Here is a 19330-nt window from a genome sequence, read left to right as displayed (position 1 = left end):
TGCCGGCGGGCATGCAGTTGACCAACAGCGGCACGTCCTCGCCGATTTGTTGCCAGTCGTCCAGGCTCAACTCGACGCCCATGTGCCGGGCGATGGCGATCAGGTGCGGCGGGCAGTTGCTCGATGCGCCAAGTGCAGAGGCGACAGCGATGGCGTTCTCGAACGCCTCGCGGGTCATGATCTGCGAGGGGCGCACGTCCTGGCGCACCAGTTCGCAGATGCGCTTGCCGGTGGCGTAGGCCATCTGCCCACGCTCGCGGTAGGGCGCCGGAATGCTTGCGCAACCCGGCAACGACATGCCCAGGGCTTCGGCCAATGCGTTCATCGACAGGGCGGTGCCCATGGTGTTGCAGTGGCCCACCGACGGCGAAGCCGCCGTGGTCATTTCCATGAAGCCTTCGTAGTTGATCTCGCCAGCGGCCATCAGGTTGCGTGCGTGCCAGAGCACTGTGCCGGAGCCGATCAGCTCGCCCTTGTGGCGGCCGTCGAGCATCGGCCCGCCGGACAGCACGATCGACGGCAGGTCGGTGGTCGCCGCCGCCATCAGGCAGGCGGGGGTGGTCTTGTCGCAACCGGTGGTGAGCACCACGCCGTCCAGCGGATAACCGTGGAGGATTTCCACCAGGCCCAGATAAGCCAGGTTACGGTCCAGCGCCGCCGTGGGCCGTCGAGACTGTTCGGCGATGGGGTGAACCGGAAATTCCATCGGAATGCCGCCAGCGTCGCGGATACCGGCCTTGACCCGTTGCGCCAGTTCCAGGTGATGGCGGTTGCAGGGCGTCAGGTCGCTGCCGGTCTGGGCGATGCCGATGATGGGGCGGCCCGATTGCAGCTCTTCGCGGGTCATGCCGTAGTTCATGTAGCGTTCGACATACAGCGCGGTCATGTCCGCGTGGGCCGGGTCGTTGAACCATTGCTCGCTGCGCAGGCGGCGTTTTGGCGTGTCACTCATGATTCATTTCTCTCTTGTAATTGGATGAATCGACGATCGGTCGGGCTCAGCGGTCGAGCAGTCCCCGTGCGGCAAGATTACGCAACAGCGCGCCGACACCGAAGGTCCACGGCGCGGCGTTGCAGCTGTGGGTCACCTGGTTATGCAGGCCGCCCAGTAGCGGGCTGCTGATACTGACCCGGTCACCGAGTTTGTGAGTAAAGCCGCTGCCGGCAAGATCACGGTCCTCGGTGGGGGCGAAAAGGGTACCGAGAAACAGCAGGAAGCCATCCGGGTATTGATGGTTGGCGTTGAGAGTCTGGCCGGCCAAGTCTTGCGGATCACGGCTGATCTGGCTCATGGAGCTGCAGCCGTGCAGGTGGTAGCCGTCTTCGCCGTGTACTTGCAGGTCGACTTGACAAGCGCGCACGTCGTCCAGGCTGAACTGCTCGTCGAACAGGCGAATGAACGGCCCGATGGCGCACGATGCATTGTTGTCCTTGGCCTTGCTCAGCAACAGCGCGCTGCGGCCCTCGATGTCCCGCAGGTTGACGTCGTTGCCCAGGGTGGCGCCGTGGATCTGGCCACGGCTGTTCACCGCCAGCACCACCTCCGGTTCCGGGTTGTTCCATTGCGAGGCCGGGTGAATGCCGATCTGGCTGCCGCTGCCCACGGCGGCCAGGACCGGCGCCTTGGTGAAGATTTCCGCGTCCGGGCCGATGCCGACTTCCAGGTATTGCGACCACATGCCTTGCTCGATAAGAAACGCCTTGAGCCGCATGGCTTGCTCGGAACCCGGCACGATCGAGCGCAGGTTATCGCCGATCACACCGTGGACCGTGGCGCGCACGGCTTCGGCCCGGGCCGCGTCGCCGCCGGCCTGCTCCTCTATCACCCGTTCGATCATGCTCGCCGCGAAGGTCACGCCGGCGGCCTTGATCACTTGCAGATCCAGCGGCGGCAACAGGAACGGCTTGGCCGGATCGGCGTGGGGGCCGGTGTTGGCCAACAGGTCTTCGACGCTGGCCAGGAAACTGCCCGGTGCCTGTCGCGCCGCCGCGAGGGGCGAGGGGGTTTCCAGCAGATCGCTCAAGGTCGCGAAATGCTCCGAGAGGTCGAACGCGCCGTCACTGCGCAGCACGATCGGCGAAGGCCCGGCGATCCGCCCCGGGACCCAGGCGCGACCGATCAGGGTACCGGCCACGCCATCGACCGGCAGAGTGTTCTCGGGAGTAAGCAATAGCGACATGGACAGGCTTCCTGGTTCGTAAAGCCTTCACGCTAGGGCGCGTTGTCGATGAACTCCAATGAGATATATTCAGTATCCGATAACGCCCGGTTATTGCGCCGCCGAGGAATGCCCATGTCCGACCTGTCCTTTTCCAGCTTTTGCGGCTGGCTCAAATTTCGCCATCTGTTGCTGATCGACACCCTGGGACGCACCTGCAACATGCATCTGGCGGCCGAGCAGATGAACCTCAGCCAGCCGGCTGTAAGCAAGATGCTCAAGGAAATCGAAAACCTGCTCGGCTTCGCCCTGTTCGAGCGCCGACCGCGCAGCATGCCGCCCACCGCCCTGGGTGAGCACGTGCTGCGCTATGCGCAAATCGCCCTGAATGACGCCCGTTCGTTCGTCGAGCAGATCAGCAGCCTGCGCGAAGGCGGCCACGGTTACCTCAAGGTCGGCGGTATTTTCGCCGCGACGGCGGTGGCGCTGCCCGAGGCGATCCTGCAGATCAAGCAGCGCTGGCCCTTGCTGTCCATCGAGGTGGTGGAGCAGACCAGCAATCACCTGATGAAGATGCTTGAAGAAAAGAAGCTCGACCTGGCCGTGGCGCGCTTTACCGATCAGAGCCAGCAGCAGCGCTATGACTTCCAACCCCTGGCCCCCGAACCGTTCTGCATCGTGGTCAATGATCGCCATCCGCTCGCCGATGCGGGGCCGACGTCGTTGCAGCAACTGGTGGATCTGCCGTGGATTTTGTATCCGGTCGGCACGCCGATTCGCGCGCGTATGGAACTGGCCTTCGCCGAAGCCGGGGTGGGCATGCCGCGCAACACCATCGATACGATTTCCATGCAGACCTTCCTCCAGGTGCTGCAACGCGGGCCCATGATCGGCATGCTGCCCAATGCGATGGTCGACCCACTGCTCGAAAGCGGCCAGCTCAAGACCCTCGACACTCCGCTGCACCTGGTGCCGCAGGACTACGGCATCCTGACCCGCAAGGACGAGCCGCTGGTGGGCGCGGCGCTGGAGTTTGCCGAGATCCTCAAGGACAACGCCCGACTGAGCCGTTGAATGCCTGTGGCGAGGGGATTTATCCCCGCTGGGCTGCGCAGCAGCCCTAAATCCAGCCTCTACGTTCTGTCAGGTTACTTGTGGGAGTTTGTTGGGGCTGCTGCGCAGCCCAGCGGGGATAAATCCCCTCGCCACAGGTTATGTAGTTTGACTTACATTCCTCGTGCCAGTTTCTAGGTCTCTGATAACACCCCGTTATCAAGTAATCCAAAAATGCCATTGGGAAAGAATCGCTTCCCGACAGTAGAGTCCTCGTTCAATCGCCGGATGATTCACTCATTCGACGTGACCCAATAAAAACAATCAGGGGTTACCTCATGCAAACCATCTCCGAGCATTTGCCCGCCCAGGCGCAAGCCGGCGAACTCGATTTCGAGGACCGGACCTACCGCAAGGTGATCTGGCGAATCCTGCCGGTCCTGCTGTTGTGCTACATGGCGGCCTACCTCGACCGGGTGAACATCGGTTTCGCCAAGCTCGACATGCTCAACGAGCTGCAATTCAGCAACACCGTGTACGCGCTGGGCGCCAGTATGTTTTTCTGGGGCTATTTCCTGTTCGAAGTGCCCAGCAACCTGTTGCTGCATCGCTTTGGCGCGCGGTTCTGGATCGCCCGGATCATGCTCAGTTGGGCGGTGATTTCCATGGCGGTGGCCTACACCGTGCCGCTGGCGGCGTTCTTCCACATCGAATCGAGCACGATGTTCTACGTGCTGCGTTTCCTGCTGGGGATCTGCGAAGCGGGCTTTTTTCCTGGCGTGATCCTTTACCTCAACTACTGGTTCCCGACCCATCGGCAGAGCCGGGTGATGTCCGGGTTCCTGCTGGCATTGCCGGTCAGCCTGACGCTCGGCGGCATATTGTCCGGCTGGCTGATGAACAGCATGCAGGGTGTGCACGGCCTGTCCGGCTGGCAGTGGATGTTGCTGATCGAGGGGGTTCCTTCGATCATCATGGCGGTCGTGGTGGTTGTCTGCCTGGCGGACAACATCGACAAGGCCAAGTGGCTTTCGGCGGCGGAAAAAGCCATGCTCAAGGCCAATCTTCAAACCGACAACCACGGCAAGGCGACACGCTTGGGCGAGGTGTTCTTCAACCCTCGGGTGTGGTTGCTGGTGCTGATCCTGCTGACGTTCAACACCGGTTTCTATGGCCTGGCCTTCTGGATGCCGTCGATCATCAAGAGCACTGGCATCACCAACAGCCTGCACATCGGTTTGCTCACCGCCATTCCCTACTCGGTGGCGGTGGTGGCGATGCTGCTCAACGCCCGGCATTCCAATCGCACCGGCGAGCGCCGCCTGCACGCGGCGATTCCAGCCTTCATCGGTGGCGCGGGGCTGATCCTCAGTGCTTACTTCGCCGATAACCTGGTGCTGTCAGTGCTGTTCCTCAGCGTCTCCGCTTCGGGGATTCTCAGCCTGATGCCGATCTTCTGGACCCTGCCGGGCACCGTGCTGTCGGGCGTTGCTGCCGCAGCCGGCATCGGCATGATCAACGCCATCGGCAACCTGTCGGGGTTCACCGGATCGATGATCACCGCCGTGGCCGAGACGCTCACGGGCAATATCAACAACGGTACCTACGTCCTGGCGCTGTGCCTGTTGGTCAGTGGCGGGTTGATCCTGGCCATCCCGGCCTCGATGCTCGGCCGGACACCTAAAAGCGCGGCCCCGGCGGCGCAATTGGAGACAGCATGAGCATGCGGAACAAGCGGGTGCTGGTGACAGCGGCCGGACAGGGCATCGGCCTGGCCAGCGCGGTAGCCTTCGCCCAGGCCGGCGCCGAGGTGTTCGCCAGTGACATTGATATTCGCGCGCTGGCGGGTATCGATGGGGTGACTGCCATTACGCTAGACGTCACCTCGGCCAGGGCCATCGACGCGGCCCGCGAGCGAATCGGTGGACTGGACGTGCTGTTCAACTGCGCAGGCGTCGTGCACAGCGGCAACATCCTCGACTGCGACGAAGCGGCCTGGGCGCGCTCGATGGACCTGAATGTCACGGCCATGTACCGCATGATCCGCGCCTTCCTGCCGGGCATGCTGGCCCGTGGCGGCGGTTCGATCATCAACATGTCCTCGGTGGCTTCCAGCATCAAGGGCGTGCCCAATCGTTTCGCCTATGCTGCCAGCAAGGCCGCGGTGGTGGGGCTGACCAAATCCGTCGCCATCGACTTCGTCAGCCAGGGCATTCGCTGCAACGCGATCTGTCCCGGCACCGTGGATTCTCCATCGTTGCGCCAGCGCATTGCCGACCAGGCCGCGCAGCAGGGCGTCGAGGAGCAAGAGGTCTACCGGCAGTTTCTCGACCGCCAGCCCATGGGGCGCATTGGCAGCACCGAGGAAATCGCGCAACTGGCGCTGTACCTGGGCAGCGACGCGTCCGCCTACACCACGGGGGCCGTGCACGTGATCGATGGCGGCATGAGCCTTTGAGTTTCACTTGAACAGGAGCACTCCATGAAACTGTTGCGTTACGGCGAAAAAGGTTCGGAAAAACCCGGACTGCTGGATGACGACCATCAGATCCGCGACCTGTCGGGCCATGTGCCCGACATCGCCGGAAATGTCATTGGGCCGGAAGGCCTGGCAAAACTCGCCGCCCTCGACCCGCGCAGCCTGCCGGTGGTGGCCGGCCAGCCACGGATCGGCCCGTGCGTCGGCCAGGTAGGCAAGTTCATCTGCATCGGCCTGAACTACGCCGACCATGCCGCCGAGTCGAACATGGAAGTGCCGAAGGAGCCGATCATCTTCAACAAATGGACCAGCGCCATCTGCGGGCCGAACGATGACATCCAGATCCCCCGTGGCTCGCTCAAGACCGATTGGGAAGTCGAGCTGGGCGTGGTCATCGGCAAAGGCGGGCGATACATCGACGAAGCGAACGCCCTGGAGCATGTCGCCGGTTATTGCGTGATCAACGATGTGTCGGAGCGCGAGTGGCAGCTCGAACGCGGCGGCACGTGGGACAAAGGCAAGGGCTTCGACACCTTCGGCCCCCTTGGACCATGGCTGGTGACCAAGGATGAAATCCCCGACCCGCATGCGCTGGACCTGTGGCTGGAGGTCGACGGGCATCGCTATCAGGACGGCAACACCCGTACGCTGATCTTCAGCGTGCCGCAATTGATTGCCTACCTGAGCCGGTGCATGAGCCTGCAACCGGGCGACGTCATTTCGACCGGGACGCCTCCGGGTGTTGGGCTGGGCATCAAGCCCAACCCGGTGTTCCTGCGCCCCGGGCAGACCCTGCGCCTCGGGATTGCAGGCTTGGGTGAGCAGCGTCAGGTGACCGTGCAGGCGGACTGAACACTGGTTTCGCTACTGCCTTCGCGAGCCTGCTCGCGAAGGCGGTAGTCCTGTTGCCGAAGATATAGGCACTGTCCTCGCCACGAAAAATCCTCGAAGATGCGCGCCTGATTCGAGAGAACGATTCGACCCATGAGCGACGACTCCCACGCACGGTTTTTCCGTTTTCAAACCCCGGACCCCAGCATCGCTCCACGCGAGCAATCCCCGATGCTCCCGCAGGAGCTGGCCTGGGCACGCGAGCGTGCCTTCATGAACCGCTTCAGTTGGTTCGTGGTGCTGTTGCCGCCCTTGAGCATGGGCATCGTGCTGCCAGGCTTGGCGTACTTGACCATCCTGGGCCTGACCCAGAAGTTATTCGCCCCGGACCTGGATGTCGACCGGATCGTCGGTGATTCCCTGGGCTGGCTGGCGCTGGCGACCGTGCTTTTCGTCGCCGCTTGGGCCGTGTCCAATTACCTGCGCGACTCACGGGACCCGACCAAGCGCTACTGGCAATCGTTGCCGGACCAAGGATTGGTCGAGCTTGAGCGTCATACGCTGATCAGGGGTATCAGCCTTTGGGCCAACGACTTTGACCCGGACTGCAACAGCCTCACCCTGTGGAAGAACGACAAGCTGGTGAGCGTGCAAAGCTCCGGCGTGTCGCAGTGGATCCTGGCCATGACCGCGGCCGGCCACTGGCTGGTGCTCAAGGATGAGTTCCCCGGTGACTTCTGCTATGGGCGAGAAGGGCGGATGCCCGAGAAGGGCAAGCAGCTGCAACCCCGTCAGCACTTGGCGATTGCCTTCGCACCCGGAACCCAGCTAATGCTGGGCCAACGCTTTGAGGGCGCGCCTGTGCCCTTGGTGGAAACGCCCTATTGGATGTCCGCCGATGAGATCAAGCGCCTCACCGAAGCCGCCCATCACTGGATTTTCTTCCCGCCGGACCGTTACGCCGTGGTCAATACCGAGGACGCCCGCTGGGTGCAACGATTGGTGGACAGGGCACAAGCCAGTGTCGGGCCTCAGCATGAGTGACGAACTCTACAAACAAATGATCCGCTTCGAGACGCCTGATCCAACCATCGGCCCTCGCGAGCAATCACCGATGCTCCCAGAGGAGTTGGCCAGGGCGCGCGAGCGTGCGTCAACGCATCGCTTCAGCTGGGTCATGGTGCTGGCGGCACCGGTAAGCGTTGGCCTGATGCTGCCAAGCCTGGCGTTCGTGATTGGCCTGGGCCTCGTTGAGAAATGGTTCGTCCCCGGCCTGGATGTCGACCGGATCATCGATGGATCCTGGGGCTGGCAGGTGCTGGCGACTGTGCTTTTCATCGCCGGTTGGGCCTCGTCCAATTACCGGCGCGATTCACGCGACCCGACCAAGCGCTACTGGCACTCGATGCCGGATGAAGGGGTGGTCGAGCTTGAGCGTCATACGCTGGTCTCGGGCATCAGCCTTTGGTCCTGCGATGATAATCCCGAGGCCCTCAGCCTCACGCTCTGGCAAGACGACAAGCTGGTGCGCGTGCAAAGCTGCGGCGTGTCGCAATGGATCCTGGCCATGACCTCGGCCGGGCACTGGCTGGTGCTCACGGAGGAAATTCCCGGCGTCTTCCGCCATGGACAGGCCAGGCGAATGCCTGCGCCCGACCTGCGGATGAAGCCCCAGCAGCAATTGGCGATTGCCTTTGCCCCTGGGACCCAGCTGATGCTGGGCCAGCGCTTTGACGGTGCGCCTTTGCCGCTGACGGAATCCTCGTACTGGCTGTCCGCCGATGAGTTCAGCCGCCTCGCCGAAGCATCCCATCGCTGGGGCTTTTTCCCGCCGGACCGTTACGCCGTGGTCAACGACCGGGACGCCGGTTGGGTGCAGCGACTGGTGGACAAGGCGCGCGGTAGCAATGGTCCACAGCCTCAGCGAACGGCTGTCACGGCTGAGCGTCCGCCAACGTGACGCGGGTATCTCGGGGCGCGAGGGCACTTGTGGCGGTTGCCGCCAGGGCGAGCAACGCACCGACGGTGGCGAGTCCGATCCAGCCGCTCCGGTGGACCCCGTAGTTACCCAAGGCCGCGCCGAGTGCACCGCCCAGGAAATACGAACCCATGAACACCGTGTTCAATCGGCTGCGGGCCTCGGCGCGCAGGGTTTGGACGCGTGCCTGATTGGCCACCAGCCCGACCCGGTTGCCGAAGTCCAACAGCACCATGCCGACAATCAGCCAGCCCAGGTGCTGTCCGCCGGCCCCGATGAAGACGAAACCGACGACCAGCACTGTCGTACCCGCGACGGTCAGCGTCCGGGCGCCCAGGCGATCGACTAACGTGCCGATGCGGGGCGATGCGACGATGCCCAACACTGTCACCAGGCCGAACAGGCCAATGGTGGTCGAGCCGAACGTGTACGGCGGCTGGGTCAGCAGCGCGGCCAGCGTGGCCCATAAGGCACTGAAGGCGGCGAAAATCAGGAAGCCGCTCGCGGCGCAGAAGCGCAGTACCGGCTCCTCGCGCAACAGGCTGCCGAGGGAACGCATCAGCGCGCCATAACGCATGGGAGAAAGGCTCGTCAGAGCGGGTAGATTTCCAGCAACGATCAACAACAGCACTCCATCGATGAGCGAGGCCACCCAGAACACCGATCGCCAACCGCAGTGCTCGCCGAGCAGGCCACCGAAGGTCCGCGCCAACAGTAATCCGGCGGACAGTCCGCTCAGCAACGTCCCGACCACCCGGCCGCGTTCCGCGGGCGCGGCCAGACCCGACAGGGCAGGGATGATCAGCTGTGCGGTAATCGCCGTCACCCCAACCAGGAAACTGCCGACGCACAGCAGCGCGAAACTCGGCGCCGCTGCGCAGGCGAGCAGCGCGACGGCGTTTGCCCCGATGGCCCGCAATGCCAAGCGACGGGGTTGTCGGCAATCGGCGAGGGGCACGATGAGCAGCAGGCCCGTCCCATAACCGAGTTGCGTCAGCGTGGCGATCAGCCCGGCTTGGGTCGAGGTCAGGCCGAACGACGCGGCCATCATCGGCAGCAACGGTTGATGGTAGTAAAGGGTCGACACGGCCAGGGCGCAACACACGGCCATCACGCCGACCAGGCGAGCGGGGATCACGTTCGACGCGGGCATGGCGCGGTCCTTCAATGCGGTTGCAAGGTCGAAATGAGCGTGCCTGTATCGACGATGCTGTGGGCGAATGTCGGACCGTTCAACTCGTGCGCCGCGTGCATCATTTCCGGGCTGAGCGCGGCGGTTGCGTCGCGCACCAGCGTCACGTGGTAACCGAGCTCCATGGCGAAACGTGCGGTGGACTCGATGCAAGTGTTCGCCAGCAAACCCATCACAATCACATGGGTGATGCCTTGTTGCTTGAGCTGGAAATCGAGGTCGGTATTGGCAAAACCGCTCTGGCCCCAATGCTCCTGGACGATGATGTCGCCGTCCTGCGGCACGAAGTCCGGGTGCCATTCGCCGCCCCAGGTGCCTTTTGCGAACGTATGGCGTTGCTGGATCAGGCGTTGGGTCGGATTGGGGTGGTTCCAGTTGTCGTAGTCGCCGGGTTGCCAGCGGCGATGGGGCACGTAGAACACCTGGATGCCTTGTTGCCGAGCGGTCGCCACAGCGGCGCGCAGGTTGTCGAGGAGGTGAACGTCCTGGGCAACCTTTTCCAGCAAGGGAAAGAGCTTGCCGCCCTCGGACAGGAAGTCGTTATAGGGGTCGACCAGCAACAGGCCGGTTCGCGACGGGGAGTACACAGGCTGGGTCATGTCTTCGATGCTCCGGTTGGGAAAGGCACGCTCAATACTAACTATGAAAATCATATAGTCAATGTTATAGCGGCGTACATCGTATTTTTACAGCCGAATCGCATCTGCAATCGCCGTGTTACTATGAAAAAAATAGTGGCTTTGCGAATTCTGGAAAAAGTAATGAACAAGCAAGACGAAACAAACGAGACGGTGTGCCCGGTGGCGCGTTCGGTGGGTGTGGTCGGTGATAAGTGGACGATCCTGGTGTTGCGTGAGTTGTACATGGGCACGACACGCTTCGAGGAGATCCAGATCCAGACCGGCGCCACGCCGCAAATGCTCACCTCGCGCCTCAAGGCGCTGGAAGCCGACGGCCTTGTGGAGCGTCGTCCCTACAACGAAAAACCCCTGCGCTACGAGTACCAGCTGACCGCCAAGGGATGGGATTTCTATCCGGTGATCTACGCGTTGCGCGCCTGGGGTGAGAAATGGTGCAAGGGCGAGGATGAAGGGTTGGCGATGCACTTTGTGCATCGCGCCTGTGGTCACGACGTGGGGGTGGCGAGTGTTTGCCCCAGTTGCGGTGTACCCGTTGAACGCAAGGACTTGCAACCATCGATCAGTGAACGCTTCCTCGCCGAGCGCACGGCCCGTCGGGAAGCGTTCAAGGGCAAGTAGCGCCGCCAACCCTCAATCGGATTTGCGACGCGTGACGCGCTTCATCACCACCACGAAGAACACCGGGACAAACACCACCGCCAGCGTGGCCGTGATCATCCCGCCGATCACGCCGGTGCCAATGGCCTGCTGGCTCGCCGAGCTGGCCCCCGTGGCGATCGCCAGCGGGACCACGCCGAGGATGAACGCCAACGAGGTCATGATGATCGGCCGCAAGCGCAGGCGCGCGGCCTGGAGCGTGGCGTCGACCAGGTCGTGGCCTTCGTCGTACAGGCTCTTGGCGAATTCGATGATCAGGATCGCGTTTTTCGCCGACAGGCCGATGATGGTAATCAGCCCGATCTTGAAGAACACGTCGTTGGGCATGCCGCGCAACGACACCGCCAATACCGCACCAAGCACGCCCAGCGGAACCACCAGCAACACCGAGGTCGGGATCGACCAACTCTCGTACAGCGCCGCCAGGCACAGGAACACCACCAGCAGCGACAGGCCCAGCAGGATTGGCGCCTGGCTGCCGGACAAGCGTTCCTGCAACGACAGGCCGGTCCATTCCTGGCCCATGCCTTTTGGTCCCTGGGCGACCAACCGTTCGATTTCGGCCATGGCTTGCCCGGTGCTGTAGCCCGGTGCCGGTTCGCCGGAAATGCTCACCGCCGGATAGCCGTTGTAGCGGGTCAGTTGCGCCGGCCCCTGGGTCCAGCGGGCCTGGACGAACGCCGACAGCGGCACCATTTGTCCATTGCTGTTGCGCACGTGGATCTTCAGCAGGTCCTCGACCTGGCTGCGCTGGTCGCCTTCGGCCTGGACCACCACGCGCTGCATGCGCCCCTGGTTCGGGAAGTCGTTGATGTAGGCCGAGCCCACCGCCGTGGACAGCACGCCACCGACGTCGGCAAAGGAAATCCCCAAGGCATTCGCCTGCTTGCGATCCACCTCCAGTTGCACCTGCGGCGCTTCCGCCAGGGCACTTTCGCGCACGTTCATCAGCACCGGGCTTTTTTCGGCGGCGGCGAGCAGCTCGCTGCGGGCCTGCATCAGCGTGGCATGGCCGAGGCCGCCGCGGTCCTGCAAGCGAAACTCGAAACCGCTGGAAGTACCGAGGCCGTCCACCGGCGGCGGCAGCACCGAGAAGACCATGGCGTCCTTGATCGCGCCGAAGGCCTGGTTGGCGCGATCGGCGATGGACGCCGCCGAATCATCGCCGCCGCGCTGCGACCAATCCTTCAGTGTGGTGAACGCCAGGGCCGCGTTCTGCCCGCTGCCGGAGAAGCTGAAGCCGAGGATCACCGTGCTGTCGCCAACGCCGGGCTCGCCGGCATTGTGCGCCTCGATCTGTTCGACGACCTGTACCGTGCGGTTCTTGCTCGCGCCCGGCGGCAACTGGATGTCGGTGATGGTGTAGCCCTGGTCTTCCACCGGCAGGAATGAGGAGGGCAGGCGACTGAACAGCAGGCCCATGCCCACCAGCAGCACGCCGTAGATCAACAGATAACGGCCGCTGCGTCTTACTGCGTAGGCCACCCAACCGTGGTAGCGGTCCCCGAATCGATCGAAGCCGCGGTTGAACGCACCGAAGAACCCGCGTTTGGCGTGGTGATCGCCTGGCGCGATCGGCTTGAGCAGGGTCGCGCACAGGGCTGGGGTCAAGGTCAGGGCGAGAAACGCCGAAAACAGGATCGACGTCGCCATCGATAACGAAAACTGCTGGTAGATCACCCCCACCGAGCCCTGCATGAACGCCATCGGAATGAACACCGCCACCAGCACCAGGGTGATGCCGATGATCGCCCCGGTGATCTGGCCCATGGCCTTGCGCGTCGCGTCCTTGGGAGAGAGGCCTTCCTGGGCCATGATCCGCTCGACGTTCTCCACCACCACGATGGCATCGTCCACCAGGATGCCGATGGCCAGGACCATGCCGAACATGGTCAGCACATTGATCGAAAAGCCCAGGGCGAGCATCGTCGCGAAGGTGCCCATCAGCGCCACCGGCACTACCAGCGTCGGGATCAGCGTGTAGCGGATGTTCTGCAGGAACAGGAACATCACCGCGAACACCAGCAACATCGCCTCGCCGAGGGTATAGACCACCTTGGTGATCGAGACTTTGACGAACGGCGACGTGTCGTAGGGGATCTTGTATTCCACGCCGGCCGGGAAGTAGCGCGCCAGCTCGTCCATCTTCGCCCGTACGAGGGTGGCGGTGTTCAACGCATTGGCGCCCGGCGACAACTGCACCGCCACGGCAGTCGACGGCTTGCCGTTCAGGCGCGTGGAGAACTGGTATTCCTGGCTGCCGATTTCCACCCGCGCGACATCGGCGATGCGCACCGTCGAACCGTCGGGGTTGGCCTTGAGCACAATGTCGGCGAATTCCTGCGGCGTCGAGAGCTGGCCCTTGACGACGATGGTCGCGGTGATTTCCTGGGTGCTGCGGCTCGGCAGGTCGCCGAGGCTGCCGGCCGAGACCTGGGCGTTCTGTGCGACGATGGCGGCGTTGACGTCCGCCGGGGTCAGGTTGAAACCCACCAGCTTGCGCGGATCGATCCAGATCCGCATGGCCCGCTCGGCGCCGTACAACTGGGCCTTGCCCACGCCGTCCAGGCGCTTGATCTCGTTCATCACGTTGCGCGCCAGATAGTCGCTGAGCGCCACGTCATCGAGCTTGCCGTCGCTGGAGGTGAGGGTGATCAGCAACAGGAAACCGGCGGAGACCTTGTCCACTTGCAAGCCCTGCTGGGTCACCGCTTGCGGCAGGCGCGACTCCACCGCCTTGAGGCGGTTCTGCACATCGACCTGGGCCAATTCAGGGTTCGTGCCCGGTTGGAACGTCGCGGTGATCGTGGCGCTGCCGAGGCTGCTCTGGGATTCGAAATACAGCAGGTTGTCGGCGCCGTTGAGTTCTTCCTCGATCAGGCTGACCACGCTCTCGTCGATGGTCTGCGCCGACGCGCCCGGGTACACCGCGTAGATCTCGATTTGCGGCGGCGCCACGACCGGGTATTGCGCCACCGGCAGTTGTGGAATGGCCAGGATCCCGGCCAGGAGGATGAACAGCGCGACGACCCAGGCGAACACCGGGCGGCCGATGAAAAATTGCGGCATGGATTAGCGTCCTGCCTGTGGCCCGGGAACCTGGGCGAGGGGAAGAGGGGAGTCATCGACCTGGACTTTTTCACCGGGGCGAGCGTGCTGGACACCCTCGACGACGATGCGGTCGCCCGGCTTCAAACCCTCAGTGACGATCCAGCGATCGTGTTGTGCCGCGCCGAGTTGCACCGGTTGCTGGCTGACCTTCTGCTCGGCGTCCAGCAGCAGCACCTGGGCGATGCCCGCGCTGTCACGCAGGATCGCCCGTTGCGGCACGGTGATGCCTTGGCTGTTCACTGCCTGCTCCAGGCGCACCCGGATGAAACTGCCAGGCAGCAGGTCCAGGTCGGGGTTGGGGAACTCGCTGCGCAGGGTGATCTGGCCGGTGCCTGGGTCGACGCTGAGGTCGGTGAAGAGCAACTTGCCGGGCAGCGGATAGGGGCTGCCATCGTCCTGGATCAGGGTGGCTTTGGCCTGGTCCCGGCCGACCGCTTGCAACTGGCCGGCGCGAAAGGCGCGGCGCAGGTCGTTGAGTTCACGGGTCGATTGGGTAAGGTCGGCGTGGATCGGGTCCAGTTGCTGGATGAGTGCCAATGGCGTGGTCTCGTTCTGCCCCACCAGCGCACCTTCGGTCACCAGGGCCCGACCGATGCGCCCGGAAATCGGCGCGGTCACCGTGGCGTACCCGAGGTTCAGCTTGGCGCGTTCCACGGCGGCCTTGTTGGCGGCGACATCGGCGGCCGTCTGGCGCACGTTGGCCCGGGCATTGTCATAGTCCTGGCCGCTGACGGCCTGGTCATCGATCAACTGGGCATAGCGCTGCGCCTGCAACCGGGCCTGGAATGCGTTGGCCTCGGCCTTGCGCAACGCCGCCTCGGCGCTGTCCAGGTCGGCCTTGAACGGCGCCGGATCGATGCGAAACAGTACTTGCCCCTGCTTGACGTCGCTGCCTTCGCGGTAGACCCGCTGCAAGACCACGCCGGCGACCCGGGCGCGGACTTCGGCCACCCGCGGTGCGGCGATCCGGCCGCTCAGCTCGTTGCTGATGGACAGCGATCGAGCCTGGACGGTCTCGATACGCACGCTGGCCGGCGGCGCGGATTCTTCCGAGGTCGAGGTGTCATCACAGCCGCTGAGCAACAGCGCACCGATCAACAGGCCCAGCGTGACGGCAGGTTTCTTGGACATGGTGCTTCCCCACTATTGAACCGTCCATGGTAGGGAACCGGGCCGATGACAGGGGTTAAGCTTTGTAGCGGCTCTGTGAAATTGTGTAACGCCCCTGGAATCAAATCTGAAAATGCCCCACCAACTCCTGCTGGTGGTTGGCCATGGCGTGCAGCGTGTGACTCGCCTGGGAAGCTTCCTGCATCCGGCCGGCCAGGGTTTCGCTGATGCCACGAATGCCGCTGACGCGGTGGCTGATGTCTTCCACCACTGAGCTTTGCTCCAGGGCCGCGCTGGCGATCTGTTGGTTCATCTGTTCGATCACTTCCACGGCCTGGGTGATGTGCTGCAGCGCGCCATGGGTGTGTTCGACGTGAACGACGCTGCCCCTGGCCAGTTCCCGGCTCGACTGGGTGCTGAGTACCACGTCCTGGCTCAGCTGCTGCAAGGCTTCGATCACCGTGCGGATCTGCTCGACGGAATTCTGGGTGTTGCTCGCCAAATGCCGGACTTCATCGGCCACCACCGCGAAGCCACGTCCCTGTTCGCCCGCCCGAGCTGCTTCGATGGCGGCGTTCAGGGCCAAGAGGTTGGTCTGCTGGGCAATGGCGCAAATCACATCCAGCACCTGGCTGATCTGCTGGCTGTTGTCCGCCAGTGCCTTGACCTGCCCAAGCGTTGCCTCCAGGCGCCGGTCGAGGGCGTCGATGCTGCTGACGGCGTTGGCGAACATCTCCTGTCCCGATCGGCTGGCATTTTCCGCCACCGTTGCGGCATCGGCAGCCTGGTGGGAGTGGCGCGCCACTTCCTGGGCGCTGGCGCTCATCTCGTGCAAGGCGGTCGCCGCCAGTTCGACTTCCCGGTACTGCTGCTGCATGCCTGCGCTGACTTCTCCGGCGACCCGCGCAGACGTGTCGGCGGTGTCCCGAGTGTCCCGGGACGCTTGCTGGATATCCCGGATGATCGGCTGGAGCTTGTCGAGGAATCGGTTGAAGCCGCGCGCCAACTGACCGAGTTCATCGTGGCGTTCGTCGGGCAGGCGCTGGGTGAGGTCGCCGTCACCTTCGACAATGGCGTCGAGCATATGAGCCACCCGCAACAATGGCCGTGTCACGCCGTAGGCGGTGAGCCAGATGAGCAGCAGCCCGAGGCCGGCAGCCAGCAGTCCCAGGCTGAGGTTGAACCAGTTCGACTGGCGATGCTTGTCGTCGAGCTGCGCCTGCATGTGCAGGGCGGGCGCTTGCACGAGCGCTTCCGGCACGCGGATCTGCAGTTGCCAGGGGTGGCTTGCCACGGCGGTCTGCACGGCTTGGTGCACGTCGATGGAGGCCTCCGTCACGGCGCCGCTGTGGCCGGCCACTTGCCCCGACGGGGAGAGGATGCTGACCTCGCTGTGGCCGGGATACAGGTCGTTCGCCAGGCTGGCGGCGAGTTGCTGGAGGGTATCGAGGCTGATGTCCATGCCCACCACGCCGATGACTTTGCCTTGGTCCAGCAGTGGTATGGAGATGCTGCTCATCAAGGTCTGCTTGCCTTCGACTTCAATCGCGTAGGGCTCCGTCACGCAGGTATGCCCCTGGTTTTGCGGGCAGACGTACCAGGCGTTTTCCGGCTCGCTGCCCGGTGGCGCGGTGTTGGCGCTGATCTGGGCTTCGCTGAGCACTTCCTGCACCAGGTGCCCGGGCTGGCTTTGCGACCAGTACAGGGCAAAGCGGCCTTTTTCGTTGCTGGCGAGGTCGCGCTGTCCGGCAAAGCTGGCATCCTCGGTCGCCAGGGCGTCGGGCAGCAGCACGACATAGAAACCGAGGACTTTCTCACGCTTGAGCAGCGCCTCGCGAGTCAGGCCAATCAGGTCGTGGCGCAGTTGCGCGGCCGTCAATCGTCCGTTCTGCGCCTGGGCGCGCAGTTGCAGCACCTGCTGGGCAAAACCTTCGCCATAAACCGCCGTTTCGCTGAAAAAGCGCTCAACCCGCTGACCGTGGGCCAAGGCCTGTGCTTGCAGGCCCTCCAACGCCGATTGTCCGAGTAGCTGGCTGCTTTGCCGTTTCAGCAGCGTGGCGCCTTGCTGGTTCTGATACAGCGAGGCACCGGTCAATGCCCCGACGACCGCGAGCAGGCTCAGGCCGCTCAGAAGGGTGATCCGCCATTGGATGGAGAGACGAGCGAAAAACATGCTGGGGTTTCCTGCGCGGGGGACTTTTATTGTTGTGAGCCCAGCCCTGTCTGAAGGGTGGGCAAGGTTATCTTGCGGCAGGAAGCGCCTCTCCGTTATCCCGAATCGGCAGCGGTTGTGAGCTGTCATTTGGGCTAATCCGCGTCACCCAAGAAAACACCGGCCCCGAAGGATACGAAGAACCCGTGGCGAGGGAGCTTGCTCCCGCTGGGTCGCGAAGCGGCCCCGCTTTTTGGGGCCTGCTGCGCAGGCCAGCGGGAGCAAGCTCCCTCGCCACGGGTTCATCCCCATAGGGACTGATCTGTTTTGGGGCACTGTTTTTGATGCTGCCGTTTTGGGATAGCGAAGGGTTTTGGCAAGGGCATAGCATCGAAACCAGCGTGCAAGCAGAACAACAAGATTCTGGAAGCCGGCGAAGCGGGCCGGCTCCGATCCAGCAGCCACTGCCTCATACAATAAGGTCAAGAACAATGAGCGTATCTTTCCCGATCAGCAGCTCGACGGAGTTGAAGCGCGGCGCACTGGGTGTCGGCTTCATCATCTTCTTCGTAATATCGGCGGCCAGTCCCTTGAGCGTCATCGCCGGCGGCTTCCCCATCGGCATCATGCTTGGCAATGGCGCCGGCACACCTGTGCTGTTGCTGCTGGCGCTGTTGGTGTTGCTGGCCTTTTCGGCGGGCTACACCGCCATGTCCCGGCACATGACCAACGCCGGTGGCTTCTACGCCTTCACCTCTCGCGGTCTGGGTGGCTTGGCCGGTGGCGCGGCGGGGGTGTTGGCGATGTTTGCCTACAACATTCTCCAGGTCGGCCTGTACGGCATGTTCGGCGGCGTGGTCAGCGGCACGATGGCCAGTGTCTTCGGCCTGGACTTGCCGTGGTGGACGTACTCGCTGCTGGCGATGGTGAGCGTTGCGATCCTCGGTTATCGCAAGATCGACTTATCGGCCCGCGTGCTCTCTGTGGTGGTGATCGCCGAGTACCTGGCGATCCTGACGCTGGATTTCGCCATCCTCAAGATCGGTGGCGACAGCGGCATCAATCTCGATTCGTTCGACCGCAGCCACGTCTTCAGCGGCACGCCATCCATCGGCCTGCTGTTCTGTTTCGCGGCGTTCATCGGCTTCGAAGCCACGACGATCTACGGAGAAGAGGCGAGGAATCCGCACCGCACGATTCCCATCGCCACCTACAGCTCCGTGCTGTTGATTGGGGGCTTCTATGCGCTGTCGGTCTGGTCGATGATCGTGGGGGTTGGGGCCGACAAGATCGTACCGACGCTGCAAGCCTTGCAGGACCCGACCACGTTCATCTACGGCCTGTCCGATCACTTTGTCGGCCCGCACCTGACCCAGATCATCCGGGTGCTGTTCATGGTCAGCATCTACGCCGGGCTGTTGGCGTTCCACAATGCCGCGGCGCGTTATTTCTATGCCATCGGCCGTGACGGCTTGCTGCACAGCCGCTTGGGCACCACCCATCGCGTACACCAGAGCCCGCACATGGGCTCGGTCCTGCAAAGCCTGATCGCCGCCGTGGTGGTGCTGATCTTCGCCGCGCTGGACGCCGACCCGATCCTGCAGTTGTTCGCCTGGTTTTCCAACCTGGCCACCCTCTGCGTGATCCTGCTCATGGCCCTGACCTCGGCGGCGGTGTTCGTCTACTTCCGAAGCCACCCGGAATTGAAGCTGGGGCTTTGGCGCGGTCGGATTCTTCCGGGCTTTGCGTGCCTGGCCTTGCTCGCGGTGCTGGCCCTGGCCGTGGTGCATTTCGATGTGCTCACAGGCGCCAGCCAGCGCCTGTCCTACGGTCTCTGCGCCGTCATTCCTGTCGCGCTGCTCGTCGGCGTGTTCCTCGCCGTGCGCTTGCGCAAGGTCTCGCCGGAGCGATTCGCGGCGCTGGGTAGCCACAAGCTCTAGCCACCACGCGAGCGCTTCACACCACAC

The 19330-nt window shown here is 63.4% G+C and carries 14 protein-coding genes and 2 pseudogenes; 8 read left to right on the top strand and 8 right to left on the bottom strand.

Annotated features, from left to right (window positions below; genetic code table 11):
* A partial coding sequence (locus tag OC610_RS02960) for a dihydroxy-acid dehydratase domain-containing protein (protein ID WP_264426429.1) occupies positions 1-952 on the bottom strand: 952 nt, incomplete at its 3' end.
* Positions 953-998: 46 nt separating this feature from the next.
* Positions 999-2180: a fumarylacetoacetate hydrolase family protein gene (locus tag OC610_RS02955; protein WP_264426428.1), complete on the bottom strand. Its 1182-nt coding sequence runs from the start codon at positions 2178-2180 to the stop codon at positions 999-1001.
* Positions 2181-2294: 114 nt separating this feature from the next.
* On the opposite strand from OC610_RS02955, the gene OC610_RS02950 reads away from it, so the two are divergent.
* The 6 genes from OC610_RS02950 to OC610_RS02925 all read left to right on the top strand — a co-directional run bounded on the left by OC610_RS02950 (position 2295) and on the right by OC610_RS02925 (position 8482).
* Positions 2295-3233, top strand: a complete 939-nt coding sequence (locus tag OC610_RS02950) for a LysR family transcriptional regulator (protein ID WP_264426427.1) — start codon at positions 2295-2297, stop codon at positions 3231-3233.
* Positions 3234-3550: 317 nt separating this feature from the next.
* Positions 3551-4933: an MFS transporter gene (locus tag OC610_RS02945; RefSeq protein ID WP_264426426.1), complete on the top strand. Its 1383-nt coding sequence runs from the start codon at positions 3551-3553 to the stop codon at positions 4931-4933.
* Positions 4930-5670, top strand: coding sequence for an SDR family oxidoreductase (locus OC610_RS02940; RefSeq protein WP_264426425.1), 741 nt, complete (start codon positions 4930-4932; stop codon positions 5668-5670). Before OC610_RS02945 ends, OC610_RS02940 begins: the two co-directional genes overlap by 4 nt.
* A gap of 24 nt (positions 5671-5694) precedes the next feature.
* The gene (locus OC610_RS02935; protein WP_264426424.1) at positions 5695-6543 is read left to right on the top strand and encodes an ureidoglycolate lyase; all 849 of its coding nucleotides are present in this window, start codon (positions 5695-5697) and stop codon (positions 6541-6543) included.
* Positions 6544-6675: 132 nt separating this feature from the next.
* Positions 6676-7566, top strand: coding sequence for a hypothetical protein (locus tag OC610_RS02930; RefSeq protein ID WP_264426423.1), 891 nt, complete (start codon positions 6676-6678; stop codon positions 7564-7566).
* Complete coding sequence (locus OC610_RS02925) at positions 7559-8482, top strand: hypothetical protein (RefSeq protein WP_264426422.1); 924 nt, start codon at positions 7559-7561, stop codon at positions 8480-8482. The genes OC610_RS02930 and OC610_RS02925 overlap by 8 nt, the downstream gene beginning before the upstream one ends.
* Here the strand turns inward: OC610_RS02925 and OC610_RS02920 are convergent.
* Together OC610_RS02920 and OC610_RS02915 are read right to left on the bottom strand one after the other, a co-directional pair.
* Positions 8457-9653, bottom strand: coding sequence for an MFS transporter (locus tag OC610_RS02920; protein ID WP_264426421.1), 1197 nt, complete (start codon positions 9651-9653; stop codon positions 8457-8459). The genes OC610_RS02925 and OC610_RS02920 overlap by 26 nt on opposite strands.
* 11 nt (positions 9654-9664) lie before the next feature.
* Positions 9665-10291 (bottom strand): isochorismatase family cysteine hydrolase, encoded by a 627-nt coding sequence (locus OC610_RS02915; RefSeq protein WP_264426420.1) that lies wholly within the window; start codon positions 10289-10291, stop codon positions 9665-9667.
* A gap of 162 nt (positions 10292-10453) precedes the next feature.
* Here OC610_RS02915 and OC610_RS02910 point away from each other — a divergent pair, with 162 nt between their 5' ends.
* The gene (locus OC610_RS02910) at positions 10454-10951 is read left to right on the top strand and encodes a winged helix-turn-helix transcriptional regulator (protein ID WP_264426419.1); all 498 of its coding nucleotides are present in this window, start codon (positions 10454-10456) and stop codon (positions 10949-10951) included.
* Between the two features lie 12 nt (positions 10952-10963).
* Here the strand turns inward: OC610_RS02910 and OC610_RS02905 are convergent, their stop codons facing one another.
* The 4 genes and pseudogenes from OC610_RS02905 to OC610_RS29645 all read right to left on the bottom strand — a co-directional run.
* Entirely contained in the window at positions 10964-14059 is a 3096-nt protein-coding gene (locus OC610_RS02905; protein ID WP_264426418.1) for an efflux RND transporter permease subunit, read from the bottom strand.
* Positions 14060-14062: 3 nt separating this feature from the next.
* On the bottom strand, positions 14063-15232 hold the full coding sequence (locus OC610_RS02900) for an efflux RND transporter periplasmic adaptor subunit (RefSeq protein ID WP_264426417.1): 1170 nt from the start codon (positions 15230-15232) through the stop codon (positions 14063-14065).
* Positions 15233-15332: 100 nt separating this feature from the next.
* Positions 15333-15929, bottom strand: a pseudogene (locus OC610_RS29650) (methyl-accepting chemotaxis protein); the annotation flags it as partial.
* Between the two features lie 261 nt (positions 15930-16190).
* A pseudogene (locus tag OC610_RS29645) lies at positions 16191-17384 on the bottom strand (PDC sensor domain-containing protein); the annotation flags it as partial.
* Positions 17385-17854: 470 nt separating this feature from the next.
* Here OC610_RS29645 and OC610_RS02890 point away from each other — a divergent pair.
* Positions 17855-19303 carry an APC family permease gene (locus OC610_RS02890; RefSeq protein WP_264426415.1) on the top strand — a complete coding sequence of 483 codons (1449 nt, stop codon included), beginning with the start codon at positions 17855-17857 and terminating at the stop codon, positions 19301-19303.
* Positions 19304-19330: the final 27 nt, after the last annotated feature.

Origin of the sequence: Pseudomonas agronomica (assembly GCF_025917275.1) — a bacterium.
Lineage (GTDB): Bacteria > Pseudomonadota > Gammaproteobacteria > Pseudomonadales > Pseudomonadaceae > Aquipseudomonas > Aquipseudomonas agronomica.
The sequence above is the reverse complement of the archived record's forward strand: the minus strand, read 5'-3'. Positions and strand labels throughout refer to the sequence as shown.